The 20,684-nt window shown below is 39.7% G+C and carries 20 protein-coding genes and 2 other annotated features; of the genes, 4 read left to right on the top strand and 16 right to left on the bottom strand.

The genetic code is table 11. The features are described 5' to 3' along the window. Positions 1-50 precede the first annotated feature (50 nt). A complete protein-coding gene (locus tag AC1DRF_RS02235; RefSeq protein WP_427075342.1) occupies positions 51-1,748 on the bottom strand; it encodes an AMP-binding protein in 1,698 nt (565 codons plus the stop codon). 212 nt (positions 1,749-1,960) lie between these two features. On the opposite strand from AC1DRF_RS02235, the gene AC1DRF_RS02230 reads away from it, so the two are divergent. Further along, positions 1,961-3,067, top strand: a complete 1,107-nt coding sequence (locus AC1DRF_RS02230) for a 5-methyltetrahydropteroyltriglutamate--homocysteine S-methyltransferase (protein WP_427075343.1) — start codon at positions 1,961-1,963, stop codon at positions 3,065-3,067. Between the two features lie 156 nt (positions 3,068-3,223). On the opposite strand, the gene AC1DRF_RS02225 is transcribed toward AC1DRF_RS02230, so the two are convergent. The 5 genes from AC1DRF_RS02225 to zapA all read right to left on the bottom strand — a co-directional run bounded on the left by AC1DRF_RS02225 (position 3,224) and on the right by zapA (position 8,921). After that, complete coding sequence (locus AC1DRF_RS02225) at positions 3,224-3,631, bottom strand: DUF350 domain-containing protein (RefSeq protein WP_013059411.1); 408 nt, start codon at positions 3,629-3,631, stop codon at positions 3,224-3,226. Positions 3,632-3,812: 181 nt separating this feature from the next. After that, on the bottom strand, positions 3,813-6,176 hold the full coding sequence (locus AC1DRF_RS02220) for an endonuclease MutS2 (RefSeq protein WP_427075344.1): 2,364 nt from the start codon (positions 6,174-6,176) through the stop codon (positions 3,813-3,815). Positions 6,177-6,195: 19 nt separating this feature from the next. After that, positions 6,196-7,908 carry a DNA polymerase/3'-5' exonuclease PolX gene (gene polX, locus AC1DRF_RS02215; protein WP_477740289.1) on the bottom strand — a complete coding sequence of 571 codons (1,713 nt, stop codon included), beginning with the start codon at positions 7,906-7,908 and terminating at the stop codon, positions 6,196-6,198. A 198-nt stretch (positions 7,909-8,106) separates the two neighbouring features. Next, positions 8,107-8,664 carry a CvpA family protein gene (locus AC1DRF_RS02210; RefSeq protein WP_014458067.1) on the bottom strand — a complete coding sequence of 186 codons (558 nt, stop codon included), beginning with the start codon at positions 8,662-8,664 and terminating at the stop codon, positions 8,107-8,109. Continuing rightward, positions 8,661-8,921, bottom strand: a complete 261-nt coding sequence (gene zapA, locus AC1DRF_RS02205; RefSeq protein WP_013059415.1) for a cell division protein ZapA — start codon at positions 8,919-8,921, stop codon at positions 8,661-8,663. Before zapA ends, AC1DRF_RS02210 begins: the two co-directional genes overlap by 4 nt. 143 nt (positions 8,922-9,064) lie before the next feature. On the opposite strand from zapA, the gene rnhC reads away from it, so the two are divergent. Beyond that, positions 9,065-9,979, top strand: a complete 915-nt coding sequence (gene rnhC, locus AC1DRF_RS02200) for a ribonuclease HIII (protein WP_427075345.1) — start codon at positions 9,065-9,067, stop codon at positions 9,977-9,979. A gap of 33 nt (positions 9,980-10,012) precedes the next feature. On the opposite strand, the gene pheT is transcribed toward rnhC, so the two are convergent. The 3 genes from pheT to AC1DRF_RS02185 form a co-directional block, all read right to left on the bottom strand. Beyond that, the gene (gene pheT / locus AC1DRF_RS02195) at positions 10,013-12,427 is read right to left on the bottom strand and encodes a phenylalanine--tRNA ligase subunit beta (RefSeq protein ID WP_427075346.1); all 2,415 of its coding nucleotides are present in this window, start codon (positions 12,425-12,427) and stop codon (positions 10,013-10,015) included. 13 nt (positions 12,428-12,440) lie between these two features. Next, entirely contained in the window at positions 12,441-13,475 is a 1,035-nt protein-coding gene (pheS, locus tag AC1DRF_RS02190; RefSeq protein WP_014458064.1) for a phenylalanine--tRNA ligase subunit alpha, read from the bottom strand. A gap of 54 nt (positions 13,476-13,529) precedes the next feature. Beyond that, positions 13,530-13,765: a binding site (T-box leader), on the bottom strand. Between the two features lie 48 nt (positions 13,766-13,813). After that, the gene (locus AC1DRF_RS02185) at positions 13,814-14,578 is read right to left on the bottom strand and encodes a TrmH family RNA methyltransferase (protein ID WP_427075347.1); all 765 of its coding nucleotides are present in this window, start codon (positions 14,576-14,578) and stop codon (positions 13,814-13,816) included. A 140-nt stretch (positions 14,579-14,718) separates the two neighbouring features. On the opposite strand from AC1DRF_RS02185, the gene sspI reads away from it, so the two are divergent. Beyond that, entirely contained in the window at positions 14,719-14,925 is a 207-nt protein-coding gene (gene sspI, locus AC1DRF_RS02180; RefSeq protein ID WP_013059420.1) for a small acid-soluble spore protein SspI, read from the top strand. A 56-nt stretch (positions 14,926-14,981) separates the two neighbouring features. On the opposite strand, the gene AC1DRF_RS02175 is transcribed toward sspI, so the two are convergent. Next, the gene (locus AC1DRF_RS02175) at positions 14,982-16,067 is read right to left on the bottom strand and encodes a M42 family metallopeptidase (RefSeq protein ID WP_016765694.1); all 1,086 of its coding nucleotides are present in this window, start codon (positions 16,065-16,067) and stop codon (positions 14,982-14,984) included. A 77-nt stretch (positions 16,068-16,144) separates the two neighbouring features. Continuing rightward, positions 16,145-16,633 carry a dUTP diphosphatase gene (locus AC1DRF_RS02170; RefSeq protein WP_016765695.1) on the bottom strand — a complete coding sequence of 163 codons (489 nt, stop codon included), beginning with the start codon at positions 16,631-16,633 and terminating at the stop codon, positions 16,145-16,147. 132 nt (positions 16,634-16,765) lie between these two features. On the opposite strand from AC1DRF_RS02170, the gene AC1DRF_RS02165 reads away from it, so the two are divergent. Further along, a complete protein-coding gene (locus AC1DRF_RS02165; protein ID WP_016765696.1) occupies positions 16,766-17,143 on the top strand; it encodes a hypothetical protein in 378 nt (125 codons plus the stop codon). An 18-nt stretch (positions 17,144-17,161) separates the two neighbouring features. On the opposite strand, the gene AC1DRF_RS02160 is transcribed toward AC1DRF_RS02165, so the two are convergent. The 5 genes from AC1DRF_RS02160 to thrS all read right to left on the bottom strand — a co-directional run. Continuing rightward, positions 17,162-17,422 carry a DUF1294 domain-containing protein gene (locus AC1DRF_RS02160; protein WP_013059424.1) on the bottom strand — a complete coding sequence of 87 codons (261 nt, stop codon included), beginning with the start codon at positions 17,420-17,422 and terminating at the stop codon, positions 17,162-17,164. 60 nt (positions 17,423-17,482) lie between these two features. Then, positions 17,483-17,842 carry a 50S ribosomal protein L20 gene (gene rplT / locus AC1DRF_RS02155; RefSeq protein ID WP_013059425.1) on the bottom strand — a complete coding sequence of 120 codons (360 nt, stop codon included), beginning with the start codon at positions 17,840-17,842 and terminating at the stop codon, positions 17,483-17,485. Between the two features lie 39 nt (positions 17,843-17,881). After that, the gene (rpmI, locus tag AC1DRF_RS02150; protein ID WP_013059426.1) at positions 17,882-18,082 is read right to left on the bottom strand and encodes a 50S ribosomal protein L35; all 201 of its coding nucleotides are present in this window, start codon (positions 18,080-18,082) and stop codon (positions 17,882-17,884) included. Between the two features lie 21 nt (positions 18,083-18,103). Beyond that, on the bottom strand, positions 18,104-18,607 hold the full coding sequence (gene infC / locus AC1DRF_RS02145; RefSeq protein WP_013059427.1) for a translation initiation factor IF-3: 504 nt from the start codon (positions 18,605-18,607) through the stop codon (positions 18,104-18,106). Positions 18,608-18,676: 69 nt separating this feature from the next. Beyond that, positions 18,677-18,799 (bottom strand) — a sequence feature (ribosomal protein L20 leader region). Positions 18,800-18,970: 171 nt separating this feature from the next. Further along, positions 18,971-20,684, bottom strand: a 1,714-nt coding sequence (gene thrS, locus AC1DRF_RS02140; protein ID WP_477740288.1) for a threonine--tRNA ligase, incomplete at its 5' end; no start/stop codon positions are given.

Here is a 20,684-nt window from a genome sequence, read left to right as displayed (position 1 = left end):
CAAGTATCTGTCAATTATGTTTCAGTAAAAAAATCAAAGGCGACGATCGATTACGTCGCCTTTTTATGCTTTTCATTTTCTTCATCAATCAGCGCTCGTCGCAGAATCTTACCGACCGCTGTTTTGGGAAGCTCATTTCGAAATTCATAAAGACGCGGAACTTTATAAGCAGCTAAATACTTTCTAGAAAACTCATTTAACTCTTCTTCAGTACATCTTACACCATTTTTTAATACAATGTAAGCCTTCACCGTTTCTCCTCTATATGGGTCAGGAACACCCACCACTACAGCTTCTTGAATTTTTTCATGCTCATATAATACTTCTTCAACTTCTCGAGGATAGATATTATATCCCCCGGCAATAATAATATCTTTCTTCCGATCTACTACATAAAAATAACCTTTATCATCCATATAGCCAACATCACCTGTTAGCAACCATCCGTCTCGCATAACAGCCTCCGTTTCTTCAGACTGCTTCCAATATCCTTTCATTACCTGAGGACCTTTAACAGCAATTTCTCCTACTTCGCTTACAGCAGCTTCTTTACCTGTTTCAAACGAGAGAATTTTGGCATCTGTGTCTGGCCAAGGCACTCCAATGCTTCCTGGTATCCTCTCTTTCCAAAGAAAATTAGCATGAGTAACAGGAGAGGTTTCCGTTAAGCCATATCCTTCCACTAATTTACCTCCGGTGAGCTTTTCAAACTGCTCCTGCACTTCCACAGGAAGTGGAGCCGAACCGCTCATACATGAATCAATAGAAGATAAGTTGTATTTTGCTAAATCAGGATGGTTTAATAATGCAATGTAAATCGTCGGCGCACCTGGAAATAAAGTAGGCTGCTGCTTATGAATGGTTTTGAGCGTCGTTTTTGCATCAAATTTAGGCAGAAGAACCATCTCATAGTTTTGCAAAACCGATAAAACAAGAACCGTTGTTAAACCATACACATGAAAAAATGGGATAATTCCAAGCACTTTTTCTTCTCCATGCCTGCAGCGGTATAACCAATGTGAACACATCGTTGCATTGGCTACCAAGTTTTTATGAGTAAGCATGACTCCTTTTGGAAAACCTGTTGTTCCCCCGGTGTATTGTAAAATCGCGATATCTTCGTCTGAAATTCCCTCAGCGTTACATACTGCGGGAGAGGATTCATCTATAATACGTTTAAATAAATGAGTAGTCTCCGTATGACTCACATCCACGCTTATCTTCTGCTGTTTGCGCTGAATAAATGGATACATTATGTTTTTGGGAAATGGGAGATAATCTTGAATAGAGGTGATGACTACGTGCTTTATTTTTGTTAACGCTTTCATTTTTACTACACGCGGATATAGCAAATCGAGTGCAATAATCATGGTCGCTTCTGAATCATTAAGCTGATACTCTAACTCTCTTTCCGTATACAAAGGGTTTGTTTGAACGACTACTCCTCCGGCAAGCAGAACCGCATAAAAGGAAATGACAGCTTGAGGGCAATTTGGAAGCATAATGGCTACTCTATCCCCTCTTTTTAATCCCAGCTCAATAAGGTAAGATGACAGCTTCAGAGAATCTTGATGCAGCTGGGAAAACGTCATTTTTTTCCCTAGAAAATAGATTGCGCTTTTTTTAGGAACCTTTTGAACTGCTTCTTCAAAAAGCTGTGCTAAATTTTTTTGTTCATAATGAAGCCTAGCAGGTATTTCATCCGGATATTGAGAAAGCCATATCTTTTCGGTGGATTCCACACGCATCCTCTCCCTCAAAAAAAATAAAAAATTAGAATTTTCTAATTAAAATTATAGTTCATTCTTTTTTTAGATGCAATCGTTATTGAATGTTCTCTTTCCTACCTAATCACTCTTTCATCCTGCAGCGTAATAAATAAAAATTGGATTTACCCCTGTACATTATCCGAATTTTTTGTATATAATAAAAATTAGATTTTTTTAAGGAGCTGTATGAATTGACAACAACATTGACTAAAGGACCGTTCAAAGCAGATCACGTTGGAAGCTTTTTGCGTCCCGAGCGTATCAAACAAGCACGATTACAAGTGGAAAATGGGGAAATGACAAAGAAACAGCTTCGAGCAATTGAAGATGAAGAAATTCGTAAACTCGTAGAAAAGCAAAAACAAATTGGATTAAAAGCCGTCACAGACGGTGAGTTTCGCCGCGCGTGGTGGCACTTTGATTTTCTGTCAGAGCTTGTTGGCGTAGAACTTTACGAAGCAGAGTCGGGAATTCAGTTTCACGGAGTCCAAACAAAAGCTCACGGTATAAAAGTGACTGGAAAACTAGATTTTAATCACCACCCTATGATTGAAGATTATAAATTTCTTCATCAAGCTGCTGGAAAAGAACACGTAGCTAAGTTCACCATTCCAAGTCCTAATATGCTATTTTTCAGAGGTCATATTGAAGAGTCTTCTTACTCGGATACGGATGTATTTTTTGCTGATTTAGTTAAAACATATCAAAAAGCCATTCAAGCATTTTATGATGCCGGATGCCGCTATTTACAGTTAGATGATACTGCGTGGGCAGTCTTTTTCTCAGAAAAAGGACAAGAACAAATCGCGTCAAAAGGTTTCACGCCCCAAGAATTACTGAAACGTTTTACAGATGCGATCAATGAATCCATTGCGCATAAGCCAGATGATATGGTCATTACAATGCATATTTGCAGAGGGAATTTCCAGTCCACTTATACAGCAAGCGGCGGATATGAAAATGCGTCCAAAGCTATTTTCAGTCAGTTAAACGTAGATGGACTATTTTTAGAATTTGATGATGAACGCTCAGGAGGATTCGAACCTCTTCGACATGTAAAGCGAGATGATCTTCAGATTGTCCTTGGTCTTATCACATCAAAATTTGGAGATTTAGAAGATCCTGAAGCAGTGAAAAAACGAATTGCTGAAGCAGCAGAATTTGTTTCTCCTGATCAAATTTGTTTAAGTCCCCAGTGCGGATTTGCTTCTACAGAAGAAGGAAATTTACTAACTGAAGAACAGCAGTGGGATAAAGTAAAGCACGTGATTTCAATTGCTGAAGACGTATGGAAGTAGTCATTAAAAAAGCTGACCTGCTTTAAGGTCAGCTTTTTTGCTGTCATCATGATGTTAGGAAAAGCTATATAGATAAATAGATAAGACCAATAAGCATAAACACTCCGCATAAAACGAGTAAAATTTTCGCTAACTTCTCCATGACTCTCTCCTATCCTATCCTATCCCTGCTCCTATTACATAGGACATACCGATTGAAATAACAAGTGAAATAAACCCAACGGCTCTGTTATCTTGTTCAATTTCGTCATCGATTCGAAATTTCGGCGTCAAAAATTCGAAAATAAAATAGCTGACTAGTAAAAGAACGAATCCATATATTCCCCACCCTAGCATTCTTAACAAGTTGTCGTTATGCTCAATCGAATAGCGAAAAATATTAGCTAATCCAAATATTTTTCCACCTGTTGCCATCGCAACAGCCATATTTCCTTTTTGAATCTCTTCCCAATTCTTATACTTAGTAACGAGCTCAAACACAACAAGAAAGACGACAATGCTCAAGACAACCACGCTGTAATAAGCGGCGGATTCAATATACGGGTCTTTCCAAAAATCCCTCATTTTTGCATCACTCCTAATTTATATTACGCTCCACGTAATGAACTGACAGGTCTCTTTCCTTTACTTGTATCGTTCTTAAAAGAGATAGAAAACCCAGCATAGCCCATGAGCCATGTCGGATTTTCTATCTTCATATATGCTTGTTCAGCGCATCGACTGACACCTTTATTTCAGCACTCTTTTATTTAAATTCCACAACCGTAACGCCAGAACCTCCTTCAGAAGCTTCTCCGAAACGAATATTTTTGACAGAACGATGATTTTTCAAATATTCCTGTACACCTTTACGAAGAGCTCCAGTTCCTTTACCGTGGATAATCGAAACTCGCGGATAGTTGGCTAATAAAGCATCATCAATATATTTTTCAACTCGAATCAGCGCATTTTCATAGCGCTCTCCTCTTAAATCCAGTTCTAGATTTACATGATAATCTTTTCCTTTTACCGTAGCAAGCGGCTTCGTTTCTACAGGTTTTGGAGAACTGATATATTCGAGGGCTTTTTCTTTCACCTTCATTTTCATAATTCCCATTTGTACTTGCCATTCATTATTGCTTACTCGTTCCACAAGCGTTCCTTTTTGTCCCCAGCTTAAGACTTTCACTTCATCTCCAGCTTGAAGAATACGCTCTTGTTTTTTCGGCACAGCCGGTTTCTTTTTACTTTTTTCAAGAGTTGGAACTGCATCTTCTAGACGCTTACGCGCCTCAATCAATTCATGCTCTTTTACAAGCGCATGATTTTTTTGACTCATTTTACGCAAATCGCTAATGATTTTCTCTGCTTCTTCAGATGCTGCTTTAACTGTGGCTTGAGCTTTTTCTTCAGCTTTTTCGTACAGCTTATCTCGTTTTTCATTAAACTCAATAATCTGACTCTGTAATTCTTTATGAAGCTTCTGAGCCTCTTTTCTTAGCTCTTCAGCTTCTTCTAGCTCGTGTTCAGATTGACGGCGGCTATCTTCAAGAGAGGCAATCATATTTTCTACTTTATTTGTTTCTGAGCCAATATAGCCTTTGGCACGTTCAATTACTTCAGCACTTAAACCTAAACGTTTTGAAATCTCAAAAGCATTGCTTCGGCCCGGTACACCAATCAGCAGCTTGTAAGTAGGGCTCAATGTTTCAATATCGAACTCTACGCTAGCATTGACCACTCCTTCACGGTTATAGCCGTACGCTTTTAATTCAGGATAGTGAGTAGTCGCAACTACGCGAGCGCCTCTTTCATATACTTGATCTAAAATGGAAATCGCAAGCGCTGCACCTTCTTGAGGATCCGTTCCTGCTCCCAATTCATCGAACAAGACCAGACTTTCGTGATCTACTTTTTGTAAAATATCTACAATGTTGACCATATGAGATGAAAAGGTACTCAAACTTTGTTCAATCGACTGCTCATCTCCAATATCAGCAAATACGTGTTTAAACACAGCCATTTCCGATCCATCCAGCGCCGGAATCTGCAAACCTGCTTGAGCCATTAACGTAAATAATCCAAGTGTTTTTAACGTTACGGTTTTACCGCCGGTATTTGGCCCTGTAATAACGATAGACGTATATTGATCACCTAGCTCAATATCATTGGCAACGACATCTTCCTGTGCAATAAGAGGATGTTTTGCCTTCACTAACTTAATATAGCCTCGATCGTTCATTTTAGGTTTTGAAGCTTTTAGCTCATGGCTATAGCGCCCTTTAGCAAACATGAAGTCCAGCTCACCTAACAGATAAACGTTTTGACGGAGTTCATTTGCCACTTCCGCTACCTGAACGGTTAAAGCAATGAGAATACGCTCAATTTCTTGTTTTTCTTTTACTTTTGCTTCTTGAAGCTCATTGTTTAACGTCACAATCGCCTGAGGCTCAATAAATAAAGTTGCTCCGGATGAAGACTGATCGTGCACAATGCCTCCATACGCACTGCGATATTCTTGCTTAACAGGAATAACAAAACGTTCGTTTCGAATGGTAACAATTGCATCTGACAACATTTTTTGAGCAGACGAGGAGCGAATAAGGCTCTCTAGCTTTTCTCGAATACGAGACTCCGTTGAGCGAAGTTTTTGACGAATGCCTCTTAGCTGGTCGCTTGCACCGTCTAGCACTGTACCATTCTCATCAATACTCATTTTAATTGTTTGTTCTACCTCAGGAAGAGGCATTAGTTTTTCGATATGTTCAGTTATAATTGGAAGCTGTAAATCTTCGTCTTCCACTACTTGCTCGATAAATTGCTTGACTTGTCTTGCAGCATAAATAGTGCTTGCTACATCAAGAAGTTCATTAGAGCTTAGCGTTCCCCCAATTTCAGCGCGCTTCACGCTAGGTCGAACGTCAAAAATGCCCCCTAGCGGTACGTTGCCACGCAATCGCAGCACGGTTGTAGCTTCATCTGTTGCTTCCTGCCATTTGACTACTTCTTCATACTGAGTCGAGGGAATCAAATTCGCTACTTTTTCTCGACCTAAAGAAGAAGCTACTTTTTTCTGAAGCTGTTCCTTAACTTTATTAAACTCTAGTACATGAAAAATACGTGATTGCAAAACTGATTCCTCCTGTTGCTTATTTATGTCGATTTAAAAAGGCGGTTAATTCTTTGAGACTATACGTATTTAATACCGTTTCTGGTTTAAGCCAGCCTTTAATTCCAGTAGATATTCCAATTTCCATATGCTCTAGCATGTCTAGATTGTGAGCATCTGTATTAATAGCAATTTTAACTCCTGCCTCTTGGGCCTTTTTTATGTGTTCAGCGGCTAAATCTAAACGGTTTGGATTCGCGTTTAGTTCAAGAGCCGTTTTTGTTTCTTTAGCTAATTCAATCAACATATCAATATCTACATCATATCCGTTGCGGCGACCAATCAAACGACCGGTCGGATGAGCGATTAAATCTACATGAACATTGTTTAACGCTTGCTTTAAGCGATTCATAATTTCTTCGCGTGATTGCGAAAAACTAGAGTGAATGGACGCAATAACAAAATCTAGCTCAGCTAGCAGTTCATCATCATAATCAAGTGTTGCATCAGGCAAAATATCCATTTCAATTCCTGCTAGTATTGTAAAATCATCAAACTGTGCGTTTAAACGATTAATTTCTTCACGCTGTTTACGAATGCGTTCAGGCGTTAGAMCGTTAGCTACTTTTAAATACTGAGAATGGTCTGTAATCGCCATGTACTCATAGCCTCGTGCGCGACATGCTTCTGCCATTTCTTCAATCGAATACGCCCCGTCGCTCCACGTGGAGTGCATATGCAAATCACCTTTTACGGCACCGTAGGTCACAAGCGTTTGAGGCTTTACAAATGCATCTACTTCCGTTCCATCTTCACGAAGTTCCGGCGGAATAAAAGACAGCCCAAAATGTTCATAGAATGCTTGTTCAGACTCAAAAGTCATAACTTCGCCTGTCTCCGCATTTTCAACGCCATACTCGCTAATTTTTTCACCGCGTTCTTTTGCTAATTGACGCATACGCACATTATGATCTTTTGATCCTGTAAAATGGTGAAGCGTTGTGGCAAACGCTTTATCTTCTACAAGACGAAAATCCACAGACACATCGTACTCATAGGCTAACGTTACCGATACTTTTGTATCTCCATTGGCAATGATATCCTTCACATTTGGCAGCGATACTAGCTGTTCACGGACAGCATGAGGCTCAGCTGTTGAAATAATAAAATCAAGATCTTTTACGGTTTCCCTCATGCGGCGAATGCTCCCTGCTTGAGAAAAACGCTCAATGCTATGCATCTGTTTAAGGGCTTCTAAAATTTCTTCCGCTATTGGAAGCATAAAAGCAAGAGGCAAACGATCAGGACGCTTCCCAAACTCTTCAATGGCAGCGATAATTTTTTCTTCTGTCTTTTTACCAAAACCGCTTAGTCCCTGCACTCGATTTTCCATACAGGCCTGATGCAGTGATTCCATATCTCGAATATCTAGCTCTTTATATAATTTAGCGATTTTTTTACCTCCAAGCCCGGGCAGCTTAAGCAAAGGAATAAGTCCTTCAGGAACTTCTTGCTTTAGTTCTTCTAATACGCTTGACTCATTTGTTTCCATATACTCTGTAATGACTGCAGCCGTTCCTTTTCCAATCCCTTGGAGCTTGGTAAAATCCTCAATCTCTGTCAGCGTTCTTTCGTCCGTTTCTAGCGCTGCAGCTGCTTTTCGAAAAGCGGAAATTTTAAAAGGGTTATCTCCCTTTAATTCCATATATGTAGCAATTGTTTCTAACAATTTAATAATATCCTTTTTATTCATCTCTTTTCACCAGCCTATTATCATAATAACGAAACTTTCAAAAACATGATGAGTGACATATTTACTCTCTCAAGTTTTCATCTAGACATACTTTTATCCTCATGAAAACCGCAGATCAGACTGCGATAAAAAAAGAGGGTATCTCAAAAGTATTATGACACTTTCGACACACCCTCTCAACAAGCTATTGTAATTTCATTACATTACACCATACTGAGTCCACAAATCTTGAATCGCAGACGATAAGTATGGAGTATTTTGTACGATATTGATTGCAATTGAAGACTGTTGAATTGGCGTTTGAATTTCACTTACAGGAATCACGGCTCCAATGTATAACAAAATAAAAACGATGATATACACTTCAACGAATCCAAGTGCACCTCCGCCCCATTTATTTAACTGGCGCAGAATTGGCAATTCGGTTAAAGCCGTTAAAACAGAGCCTGCAAGGCGAAGTACAATGTGAGTAGCAAAAAATAAAATCGCAAATGCAATCATTCGATAAAAAGCGTCTTCTATCGTTCCAGAATCAAATACAAACGATGCGACACTTTGCTGCTGAATATTGTCCGGAAACGGAATCAGCAAGCGAAGTCGGCTTGCCAAATCTCCACTAAACATATAAGCGACGATAAACGAAACCGCAAAACTGACAATATGAATGAGCTGCAAAATAAATCCTCTTTTAAGACCTGTTACAAAGCCTAGAAGAAGCAATATAATTAAAATGATATTAAGCATTGACTCAGTCATTCCTCTTTTCCATAAAGTTTTTGTTCAAGTCTCTCATAGTCTTCTTTCAGTTTTATATATTCGTGTACAGCATTCACAGCTGTTAATACTGCTAATTTATTGATATCTAAAGAAGGGTTTTTAGTACTGATTTCACGCATTTTTTCATCCACTATAGAGGCGACAAGTCGAATATGGCTTGTACTTTCGCTACCGACGATGCTGTACTGCTGACCAAAGATGTCAACTGTCGCACGTGTTTTATCTTGTCTTGACACGAGAAAATCCTCCGTTCCACGAAAAATCCTAATCCCTATCATACCACGAAGAAGACTTCAATGGAAACATATCTATATTTAAGCTATCATAAGGGATAGTGCTTATAAAGTAAACTAAAATACCCCGAAAGGAGTGAAGCATTATGTCACATGCTGTTATTAAGGTATCTGCTGATAGAATAGCTAAAATGAAGCTTCATTACACATCCTATCTGCAGCCCAAACTGCCGCAGGGAAGTATTTTTTCGGCTAAAACTCCCGGCTGTTCTATCACTGCGTACCGCTCTGGAAAAGTACTTTTTCAAGGAAAAGAAGCTGAAACAGAAGCGGCTAAGTGGGGAGGCTCTTTAGATGCTGCGAAAAAGGCTCCTGTCTCACACCTCCCATCAAACTTCAGCTCACTATCAGTCATCGGTTCTGACGAAGTAGGGACAGGAGATTATTTTGGTCCTATGACCGTAGTTGCTGCCTATGTTCAAAAAGAGCAGCTTCCTTTGTTAAAAGAATTAGGAGTACGAGATTCAAAAGAGTTAACAGATGCTAAAATTATTGAAATTGCCAAGCAGCTTGTTTCTTTTATTCCCTATAGTTTGCTTGTTTTACATAACGAAAAGTATAATGCATTTCAAGAAAAAGGCATGTCACAAGGTAAAATGAAAGCTCTGTTGCACAACAAAGCTTTATCCAACGTGTTAAAAAAATTGGATCCTGAAAAACCCGATGCCATTTTAATTGACCAGTTTGTCGAAAAAAACACCTATTATAAACACCTGGTAAAGGAAAAAGAAATTATCAAAGAAAATGTCTTTTTCAGCACAAAAGGAGAAAGCGTTCATTTATCTGTAGCTGCTGCTTCCATTATTGCCAGATACGCATTTTTAAAACAAATAGATTTGCTGACGGAAAAGACCGGGATGGTTATTCCTCGTGGAGCTGGCGCACAAGTTGATATTGCCGCTGCTAAAATCATTAAGAAACATGGCGTGAATGCGCTGAACTCTTTAGCTAAAATTCATTTTGCTAATACGGAAAAAGCTTTAAAATTAGCTAAAAAATAAGAGATGTGGAAATCCACATCTCTTTTCTTATTCTTATGAACGAAGCGTTGCACCAAATTCTTTTTCTACAGCCTCTAACACTGCACCATGCGCTTTTGCTACTTCTTCATCAGTTAATGTACGTTCAGGATCTAAGTATCGTAAAGAGAAAGCTACAGATTTCTTGCCTTCTTCCATACGCTCGCCTTCATATAGATCAAATACCGTCACGTCTTTTAAAAGTTCTCCGCCCGCCGTATAGATGACGCGCTGAACTTCTCCTGCAAGAACGTTTTTATCTACCACAAGTGCAATATCACGTGTAATAGATGGGAATCTTGGAATAGCTGAATAACGAACTTCTTCGACATCTGCAGCTAATAGCTCTTGAAGGTGTAATTCAAATACGTATGTTTCACGAAGACCATACTGTTTCTGAGCAACAGGATGAACTTGACCTACGTATCCAATTTCTTTTTCATCTAACCATACAGCCGCTGTACGTCCAGGGTGCATACCGTCTTTTTTAACAGGAGCATATGAGATTCGTTTCTCCAAACCAAGCTGTGCAAATAACCCTTCTAGTACACCTTTAATCACATAGAAATCAACGACTTTCTTTTCACCTTGCCAGCCGTGAGCATGCCATAGACCCGTGATTGCACCAGCTACGCGCTCCTGCTCATCCGGTAATTCTCCTTCACCTTTAGATAAGAACACTGAGCCTGTTTCGTATAGCGCAATAGAATCCGACTGGCGAGCATTATTATGCTTCACTGCTTCTAGCAAATGAGGCACTAAGCTTTGACGAAGGATACTGCGATCTTCACTCATCGGCATTGCTAGACCAATCGTACTTGTTGCATTTAGTGCAAACTGAGTAGCTTTTTCAGCGCTCGTTAGCGAATATGTTGTTGTTTGTGCTAGTCCCGCACCTTCTAAGAAACGGCGAACTTTACGGCGTCCAAGCTGATACTCTGTTAGTTTTCCTGGAGTTGCCACTGTTACAGGAAGCGTTGTAGGAAGGTTGTCATAGCCATACATACGTGCTACTTCCTCGACGATATCTTCTTCAATTGTAATATCGCCTCTACGAGTTGGCACTGTTACAACAATGGTTTCGTCTTCCACTTTGTTTTCAAATTGAAGACGGTTCATAATGTCTTGTACTTCTTCCATTGATAGCTCTGTACCAAGCACATCGTTAATACGGCCAAGCGACACAGCTACAACAGCAGGTTCCACAGTTAGTGTATCTACTTCTACAGTACCGCTTACCACTTCACCTGAAGCGTATTCAGCCATTAATTCTGCTGCGCGGTCAGCAGCTACACGCGTACGGTTAGGATCAATTCCTTTTTCAAAACGAGCGCTTGCCTCACTGCGAAGACCGTGGTCTTTTGAAGCTTGGCGAACCGTTAAGCCTTTGAAGTAAGCTGATTCAATGAGAACATTTACCGTATCGTCTTTTACTTCGGAGTTCGCTCCGCCCATTACACCTGCAAGAGCTACCGGCTCACTGCCGTTTGTAATGACAAGCTGATTGCCTTTTAATACGCGCTCTTGATCATCAAGAGTTACAAACTTTTCGCCTTCTGACGCGTGACGTACAACAATTTCTTTTGAACCAAGACGATCATAGTCAAAAGCATGCAGCGGCTGGCCGTATTCAAGCAAAATATAGTTAGTAATATCAACAACGTTGTTATGAGGTCGAATACCAGCTGCCATTAAACGCGTTTGCATCCATAATGGTGACGGAGCAATTTTTACGTTTTTCACAACGCGCGCTACGTAAAGCGGATTGTCTTCTTTTGCCTCTACTTTAACGGAAATATAATCAGCTGCTTGCTCATCAGACGTTTGCACGTTTACTGACGGATACTTCACTTCACGACGTAAAATAGCAGCCACTTCATGTGCTACGCCTAACATACTTAAGCAGTCTGAACGGTTTGGTGTTAGCCCTAGTTCTAATACTTCATCGTTTAAGTTTAATGCATCTAGTGCATCCGCTCCTACTTCAGCATCGCTTGGGAACACGAAGATGCCTTCTTGATAATCTTTTGCCACAAGCTTGCTTTCAATGCCAAGCTCTTGAAGAGAACAAATCATACCGTTCGATTCTTCACCGCGAAGCTTAGCACGCTTGATTTTAAAGTTACCTGGAAGTACAGCTCCCACTTTTGCAACCGCTACTTTTTGACCTTGTGCCACGTTTGGTGCTCCGCACACGATTTGAACGATTTCTCCTCCGCCAAGATCTACTTGACAGCGGCTTAATTTATCAGCATTCGGATGCTGTTCACGTTCTACAACGTGACCAATTACCACTCCGCTGATGCCTTTATTTAAGTTTTCTACACCTTCAACTTCAATTCCACTTTTTGTGATTTTATCTGCTAACTCTTCTGCCGTTACGCCTGATAAGTCAACATACTCTTGTAACCAACGATAAGATACAAACATCGTAGCCCCTCCTTTATACTTGTTTAAATTGATCTAAGAAACGAACATCATTTGTATAGAAATGACGAATATCATCCACGCCGTGTTTTAACATAGCAATACGCTCTACACCGATTCCAAAAGCAAAACCACGATATTTAGTTGAATCGTACCCAGCCATTTCAAGGACATTTGGATGAACCATGCCAGCTCCTAAAATTTCAATCCAGCCTGTTTGTTTACATACATTACAGCCTTTACCTCCACATTTTGCACACGATACGTCTACTTCTACAGACGGCTCAGTGAATGGGAAGAAACTTGGACGAAGACGAATTTCACGGTCTGCACCGAACATCTTTTTCACAAATACTTCAAGCGTGCCTTTTAAATCGCTCATACGAATGTTTTCGTCTACTACAAGACCTTCAATTTGCATGAATTGATGAGAATGCGTAGCATCATCGTCATCGCGGCGGTACACTTTACCCGGGCAAATAATTTTAACAGGTCCTTTGCCTTCATTCTTGTTCATAACACGAGCTTGAACAGTTGATGTATGCGTGCGAAGAAGCGTTTCTTCCGTAATATAAAACGTATCTTGCATATCACGTGCTGGGTGACCTTTTGGCAAGTTCAGCGCTTCGAAATTATAGTAGTCCTGCTCTACTTCCGGTCCTTCTGCTACTTCATAGCCCATTCCTAAGAATAAATCTTCTACTTCTTCAACCACGCTTGTTAGCGGGTGATGCGTACCTGCTTTAACAGGGCGTCCTGGCAGCGTTACGTCGATTGTTTCTGAAGCAAGTTTACGCTCTACCTCCGCTGCTTCTAACGCCGTTTGTTTTTCTTCAATTTTAGATGCAATAGCTTCACGCACTTCATTTGCAAGTGCTCCCATTACAGGACGCTCTTCAGCTGAAAGTTTTCCCATACCGCGAAGCACTTCTGTGATAGGGCCTTTCTTTCCTAAATAAGCTACGCGTACGTCGTTTAATTCTTTTAAAGCACTTGCTGCTTCGACTTTTGCAATTGCTTCTTGTTGAAGTTCTTGTAAACGTTCTTTCATCACTTATTCCTCCTTTTAACGTAAAAAATGACAAATAAAAAAACCTCCTCCCAAAAAAGGGACGAGGATTAGTCGCGTTACCACCCTTGTTAACTATATACACAGACGTATACAGTTCACTTCATTCAAGTTAACGGAATCTCCGGAACACCTTTACATCTATGTAAGATGGTCTAAGTGTCAACTCAAGAGGTGAATTCACTTATTACATTTATAAAAATGCTTTCAGTCGCGGCATTTTCTCCCTGCATAAACGGACATAAGCTACTGCTCTCTTTCATCGTTTTTTACATATGTAACTATTGTATTATTATAGTGAAAACACGTTCTCGATGCAACTACATTCCGCGCAAATAATAAAGTAAGATTCCAGAAGCGATGGCAACATTTAGCGACTCGCTCTTTCCATAGATGGGAATGTACAGATTCTGATCGGTTTGTTCCAGCACTTTCTCGCTTACGCCGTTTCCTTCATTTCCCACAATCAGCGCAAATTCGTTTGAAGGTTTTACGCATGAGTAGACCTTTCCATTTTGTAGAGATGTGCCGTAAACTGCTATTCCTCTTTCTTTTAACAGTGAAATCATTTCGAGTAAATCGCCTTTTACAATTGGAAGATGAAAAATAGCTCCTTGCGTTGAACGAACGACTTTTGGGTTGTACACATCCACGCTGCCCTCTCCAACGATAATAGCGTCCACTCCGGCAGCATCAGCGGTTCGAATAATCGTACCTAGGTTACCTGGATCTTGCACCGCATCTAAAAGCAATACTTTCTGTGCTGTATGAATGATTTCTGCATGCTTCGTTTGAAAACACACAGCGATAATTCCTTGAGGTGTTTCGGTGTCAGATAATAATTTGATTATTGCTTCGTTGACAACGGTTATTTCAATACCGTCTATGTTCCACTGTGCTGGCACTTCGATCAATTCGCGTATAATTAGTTCCTTTACGCAATCCTTATTTTTGATAGCTTCTTCGACTAAATGAAAGCCTTCTACCATAAAAAGGCCCTGCTTATCACGGTCTTTTTTATTATGCAGCTTTTTCCACGCTTTTACCTGCGGATTTTTAACTGAATCAATTTGTTTCACAAACATAACTCCTTTATCTATATAAAAATAAATAGTTCGATTACATTTTGCTCAATAATCATTAGATAAGTTTCACTTTATTGTACATAGAAATCGCAAAGAAAACAAAAACTATTGGTAACTTTACGATAGCTGAGGTGAAAATGATGGATCTTAATTTACGAAATGCTGTTATTGCAAACGTTTCAGGAAACTCAAAAGAAGAGCTTGAAGCTACAATTTCTGACGCTATTCAAAGCGGCGAGGAAAAAATGCTCCCTGGACTTGGTGTTTTATTTGAGGTGCTTTGGGAAAAGTCTCCAGAATCAGAAAAAGAAGAAATTCTGACAACGCTTGAAAACGGTTTAAAATAAATAGCCTTGTCCTATGTACAGCAAAAAGCTCATTCTCCTAGGAGAATGAGCTTTTTTTAATTATACGTAATTGCGTTTACCGTATTTCGGTCTAAGCGTTTAATTACTTCCGCAATTAATTTAACTGCATTTTCATAATCATCACGATGAAGCATCGCTGCATGAGAATGGATATAACGAGTTGCGATCGTAATTGAAAGTGCTGGCACCCCGTTAGCTGAAATATGGATAGAACCTGAGTCCGTACCGCCTCCAGCGATTGCATCAAATTGATATGGAATATTTAATTCATCTGCCACATCTACCACTGTATCTCGAAGTCCTTTATGAGAAACCATGGAAGCATCATATAAAATGATTTGCGGACCCTCTCCCATTTTAGAAGATGCTTCTTTATCAGAAACACCAGGTGTATCTCCAGCGATGCCGACATCAACAGCAAATGCAATATCCGGTTCAATAAAGTTAGCGGATGTTTTTGCACCTCGAAGTCCAACTTCTTCTTGCACCGTTCCTACACCATACACAACATTTTCATGTGTTTCATTTTTTAAAGCTTTTAATACATCGATAGCGATTGCACAGCCGATACGGTTATCCCAGGCTTTCGCTAGCAGCATCTTTTCGTTGTTCATAACCGTAAATTCGAAATAAGGCACAACCTGATCACCAGGTTTCACTCCCCACTCCGCTACTTCTTCTCTGCTAGAGGCACCAATATCGATGAACATATCTTTAATGTCAACTGGCTTTTTACGCACTTCTGGAGGCAGGATATGAGGAGGCTTTGAGCCAATAATCCCCGTTACCTCTCCTTTAGATGTAACGATGGTTACGCGTTGAGCAAGCATCACTTGAGACCACCATCCGCCTACCGTTTGAAAACGAATAAAGCCGCGTTCATCAATTTGAGTCACCATAAAGCCTACTTCATCTAAGTGACCGGCTACCATAATTTTAGGCCCTTGTTCGTTGCCCACTTTTTTTGCAATCAAACTGCCTAGCCCATCCGTCGTTACTTCATCTGCATAAGGTGCAATATATTTCTTCATAACCTCACGCGGTTCACGCTCATTGCCAGGAATTCCTTTTGCATCTGTTAGTGCTTTAAGCATCGTCAATGTTTCATCTAACTTTGTCATATGGATTACCCCTTTCATATGTATACCTCTATTATAGCTAAAAAGAGGTTGAAGTAAAATTTCCCATCCCTTTATTTCTAGTATCCTTGTTCTTGGCGTTTAAAATTCACTTCATTTTTTGAGATGTACGCCTTTTCAATATGTTCAGCGGAAAAACCAAACATATCGCCAAGCGTCATGTAAGATACAAACATGTCCACATAGTTTTCTTTCGACTGATCCTGTTCGAAAGCAGCAACTTGTGCAAATACCTGTAAAAATTGTGCTGTTTTTGAATCACTTGCTTTTGCATCTGGTAACTCAGTTAAATCATCGTATCCTTTTTCAATCCCTAAAGAAAGGATAAAATGTACACCGTCCACAAATTCTTCTAAAATAACAGCGTCTTCAGCCGGAGGTTTGACGCTCCAAAATTTGAAGCAGCGCGTTTCGTTTGCCAGCTCTCCCATTTCGACAAGCAGTGCTAAAAGCTTTCTCGGAATCAAATCTTCCTTATGAAGCTCATGCTTATCCTCTATATGCTGATCCAGCTGGCGCTGCATGGTAAATAGCTGTTGTAAATTCAATGTAATCACTCCTGTAATTATGTATATCTTCTTCTTTTTCAACCAATAAAGAAATTATATCAAAAATCATGAAACTTTTTAGAAACTCGAACGTAAAGTAAGAAAACTGTGCCTTGTAAAGGAGGGAGCGTTATGTTTGTTATTGTTATCGTTCGCGTGTTCATTTTCGCGCTTGTTGCTTACACACTATTAAAGCTGGTTCAGCATTTTCGCAGTCCAAAGCGGAAGCTTGTAGCAGCTCAGGAACATCAGCAATTTTTTGTGGTTGACGAAAAAACGAATATCCGCAAAAATTTTCTACTAACGTATAAAGGTATTTTATTTGAAGGAGAAAAATACAGCAATCCCAATGAACCAGAATCTTTGTCAATTACAATGGTGTTAACAGATCCATCTCGATTACATGAACTGCAAAAGCAAGATTTCAAGCTGCTGGAAAGCCACGTACACGACATGTATCCAAATGCTCCTATTCGCTGGAAAAGCCCCGTTCGAGAATTTTTACACTGAGCACAACATCATTTGTGCTCAGCTGATAACAAAAAAGAAAAGTAAATCAAGAGCAGCAAGAATAGGAAAACCTACTGTAAACGATGTGTGCTTCGTTTTATGACGATAGCAATACATACCAATTAGTCCTCCAAGAGCTCCTCCGATAGCAGCTACCGTCCACAGTGTGCTTTCGGCAATTCTCCACTCATGTCTTTTCGCTTTTTGTTTATCTCTATACATCATTCCTACCCCTACTATATTAATAACAATAAAATAGGTAAGCAGCAGTTCATTCATGATATGTCCTCCGATAGCAAAAAAGCCTCATCATCTAAAGATGACGAGACTTTATATTCATTACTTATCTAAGCCTTTTTTAGCAGCAGTTGCTAATTCAGCAAATGCTTTTTCATCAGCTACAGCTAAGTCAGCAAGCATTTTGCGGTTAACTTCAATACCTGCTAATTTTAAACCGTGCATTAAACGGCTGTAAGAAAGACCGTTCATACGAGCAGCTGCATTAATACGTGTGATCCATAATTTACGGAAGTCACGTTTTTTCTGACGACGGTCACGATAAGCATACATGTGAGATTTCATAACTTGCTGATTAGCAACTTTATATAATCTATGCTTCGAACCGAAGAAACCTTTAGCTAATTTTAAAACTTTTTTACGACGTTTGCGTGTTACTGTACCGCCTTTTACGCGTGGCATAATTGTTTACCTCCTGTATTGTTTCTATCTCAACCCAAATTACTTAATGTTATCTAATAAGTGACGGATACGTTTGAAGTCACCTTTGCTTACTAAAGAACCTTTACGTAATTTACGCTTTTGTTTTGTAGATTTGTTAGCGAATAAATGGCTTGTGTAAGCACGAGCACGTTTTAATTTACCGCTTCCAGTCTTTTTGAAACGCTTTGCAGCGCCACGATGTGTTTTCATTTTTGGCATGGGGTGTTCCTCCTCGTTCTATTACTTTTCGTTTTTAGGTGCCAAGACTAAGAACATGCTGCGGCCTTCCATTTTAGGAGCCGATTCAACTGAACTTACATCTTCGCAAGCTTGTGAAAAACGTTCAAGTACTTTTTGGCCAATCCCTTTATGAGTAATGGCACGACCTTTAAAGCGAATAGACGCTTTCACTTTGTCACCTTTTTCAAGGAACTTGCGTGCGTTACGAAGTTTAGTGTTAAAATCATGTTCATCAATTGTTGGACTTAAACGAACTTCTTTTAAGTTTACAACTTTTTGGTTTTTACGAGCTTCTCTTTCTTTACGTTGTTGCTCATAGCGGAATTTACCGTAGTCCATAATACGACATACCGGCGGTTTCGCATTTGCAGCAACCATTACTAAGTCAAGATTTACTCGTGAAGCAATTTCTAATGCTTCATTTTTTGATTTAATTCCTAATTGTTCACCGTTTTGATCAATTAGACGAACTTCGCGAGCTCGAATGCCCTCGTTTACCATCATGTCCTTGCTAATAAGTAGCCACCTCCAAGGTTTAATGAGCGAATACGCTTGCTTAGACCGATTATTAACTCACACAAAAAAGTGTGAGTACATACTGCACCCACACTTCTATCGTTTTAATTAAGATACGATGTACCTGCTAACTGCTTTATGCGTCACTCAGGTGAGAAGCGGGTGCTTCTTCTTCTGTATAAACAAGTATTCAATTACTTAAGCTATTATAGTATCAACAAAGACAAAAGTCAATGATTTCGTTCTTTTTTCACAACAAAAATTATTGTATCAAAGGAAAAACATTTATGCAACAGTTTTTTATAAATGTTAGATAAAAAAGCAGAGAATTTCAATTCTCTGCTTTTTTCATTAGCGAGATGCTTCTGCTTTTACATTTTGTAAAAAGGCTTGGAAGTCCACTGTTTCTGAATTCTGCTCACCGTATTTACGTACGTTTACTGCTTTATCTTCTACTTCTTTATCCCCTACAACAAGCATATAAGGAATTTTTTGCATTTGAGCCTCACGGATTTTATAACCGATTTTCTCATCGCGAGAATCAAGTTCCACACGAATACCCGCCAGCTGCAGCTGTTCTTGCACTTCTTTTGCATACTCAAGGTGAACGGTAGGTGATACCGGAATCACTTGAACTTGTACAGGTGCTAACCACGTTGGGAAAGCTCCTTTGTATTCTTCGATTAAGAAAGCTACAAAACGTTCCATTGTTGACACCACGCCGCGGTGAATAACAACCGGTCGATGTTGTTTTCCGTCTTCTCCTACATACGTTAAATCAAATCGTTCAGGAAGTAAGAAATCCAATTGAACCGTAGATAGCGTCTCTTCTTTACCAAGAGCTGTTTTAACTTGAACGTCTAGTTTTGGACCGTAGAATGCGGCTTCGCCTTCAGCTTCATAATAATCAAGGTCAAGCTCATCCATTGCGTCYTTTAACATGCTTTGTGCTTTTTCCCACATTGCATCATCATCAAAGTATTTTTCTGTATCTGCAGGGTCACGGTAAGATAGACGGAATGAATAATTTTCAAATCCAAAATCTTTATAAACCGCTTCAACTAAGCGAACTACACGAATAAATTCTTCTTTGATTTGGTCGGGACGTACGAAGATATGCGCATCATTTAGCGTCATGCCTCGAACACGCTGAAGTCCTGATAATGCTCCTGACATTTCGTAGCGGTGCATCGTTCCAAGCTCAGCAATACGGATTGGAAGCTCACGATAGCTGTGAATACCTTGTTTGTAAACCATCATGTGATGAGGACAGTTCATCGGACGAAGAACCAGGTCTTCGTTATCCATTTCCATTGCAGGGAACATGTCATCTTGGTAGTGCTCCCAGTGACCAGACGTTTTGTAAAGTTCTACACTTCCGAGCACTGGAGTGTAAACGTGCTGATAACCAAGGCTTACTTCTTTATCTACGATATAACGCTCGATAATACGGCGGATCGTCGCACCTTTTGGAAGCCATAAAGGCAGACCTTGTCCTACTTTTTGAGAATTTGTAAATAAGTTTAGCTCTTTACCAAGTTTACGGTGATCACGTTCTTTTGCTTCTTCAAGAAGACGAAGATGCTCGTCTAAATCTGCTTTTGTAAAGAATGCTGTACCGTAAATACGCTGCAGCATTTGATTATCGCTGTCTCCGCGCCAATAAGCACCCGCCACGCTTAATAGTTTAAATTCTTTAATTTTGCCTGTTGACGGCACGTGCACGCCTCTGCAAAGGTCAAAGAATTCGCCTTGTTGGTAAATCGTAACCTTTTCACCTGCTGGAATCGCATCGATCAATTCAAGCTTCAGTTCATCGCCAACTTCTTTAAAAAGTTGAATGGCTTCTTCACGAGAAACTTCTTTTCGTTCAATTTCAATATTTGAATTAACGATTTTTTTCATTTCTTTTTCAATTTTACCTAAATCTTCAGGAGTAATTGATTCTTCCATATCGATGTCATAGTAAAAACCGTTTTCGATAACCGGCCCTACACCTAGCTGTACTTTTGTATCTTTGTATAAACGTTTGATTGCTTGAGCCATTAAATGCGCTGTACTGTGA

This window comes from Priestia sp. P5_B4 (assembly GCF_056400385.1).
This window is presented reverse-complemented; position numbering and strand designations above follow the sequence as displayed.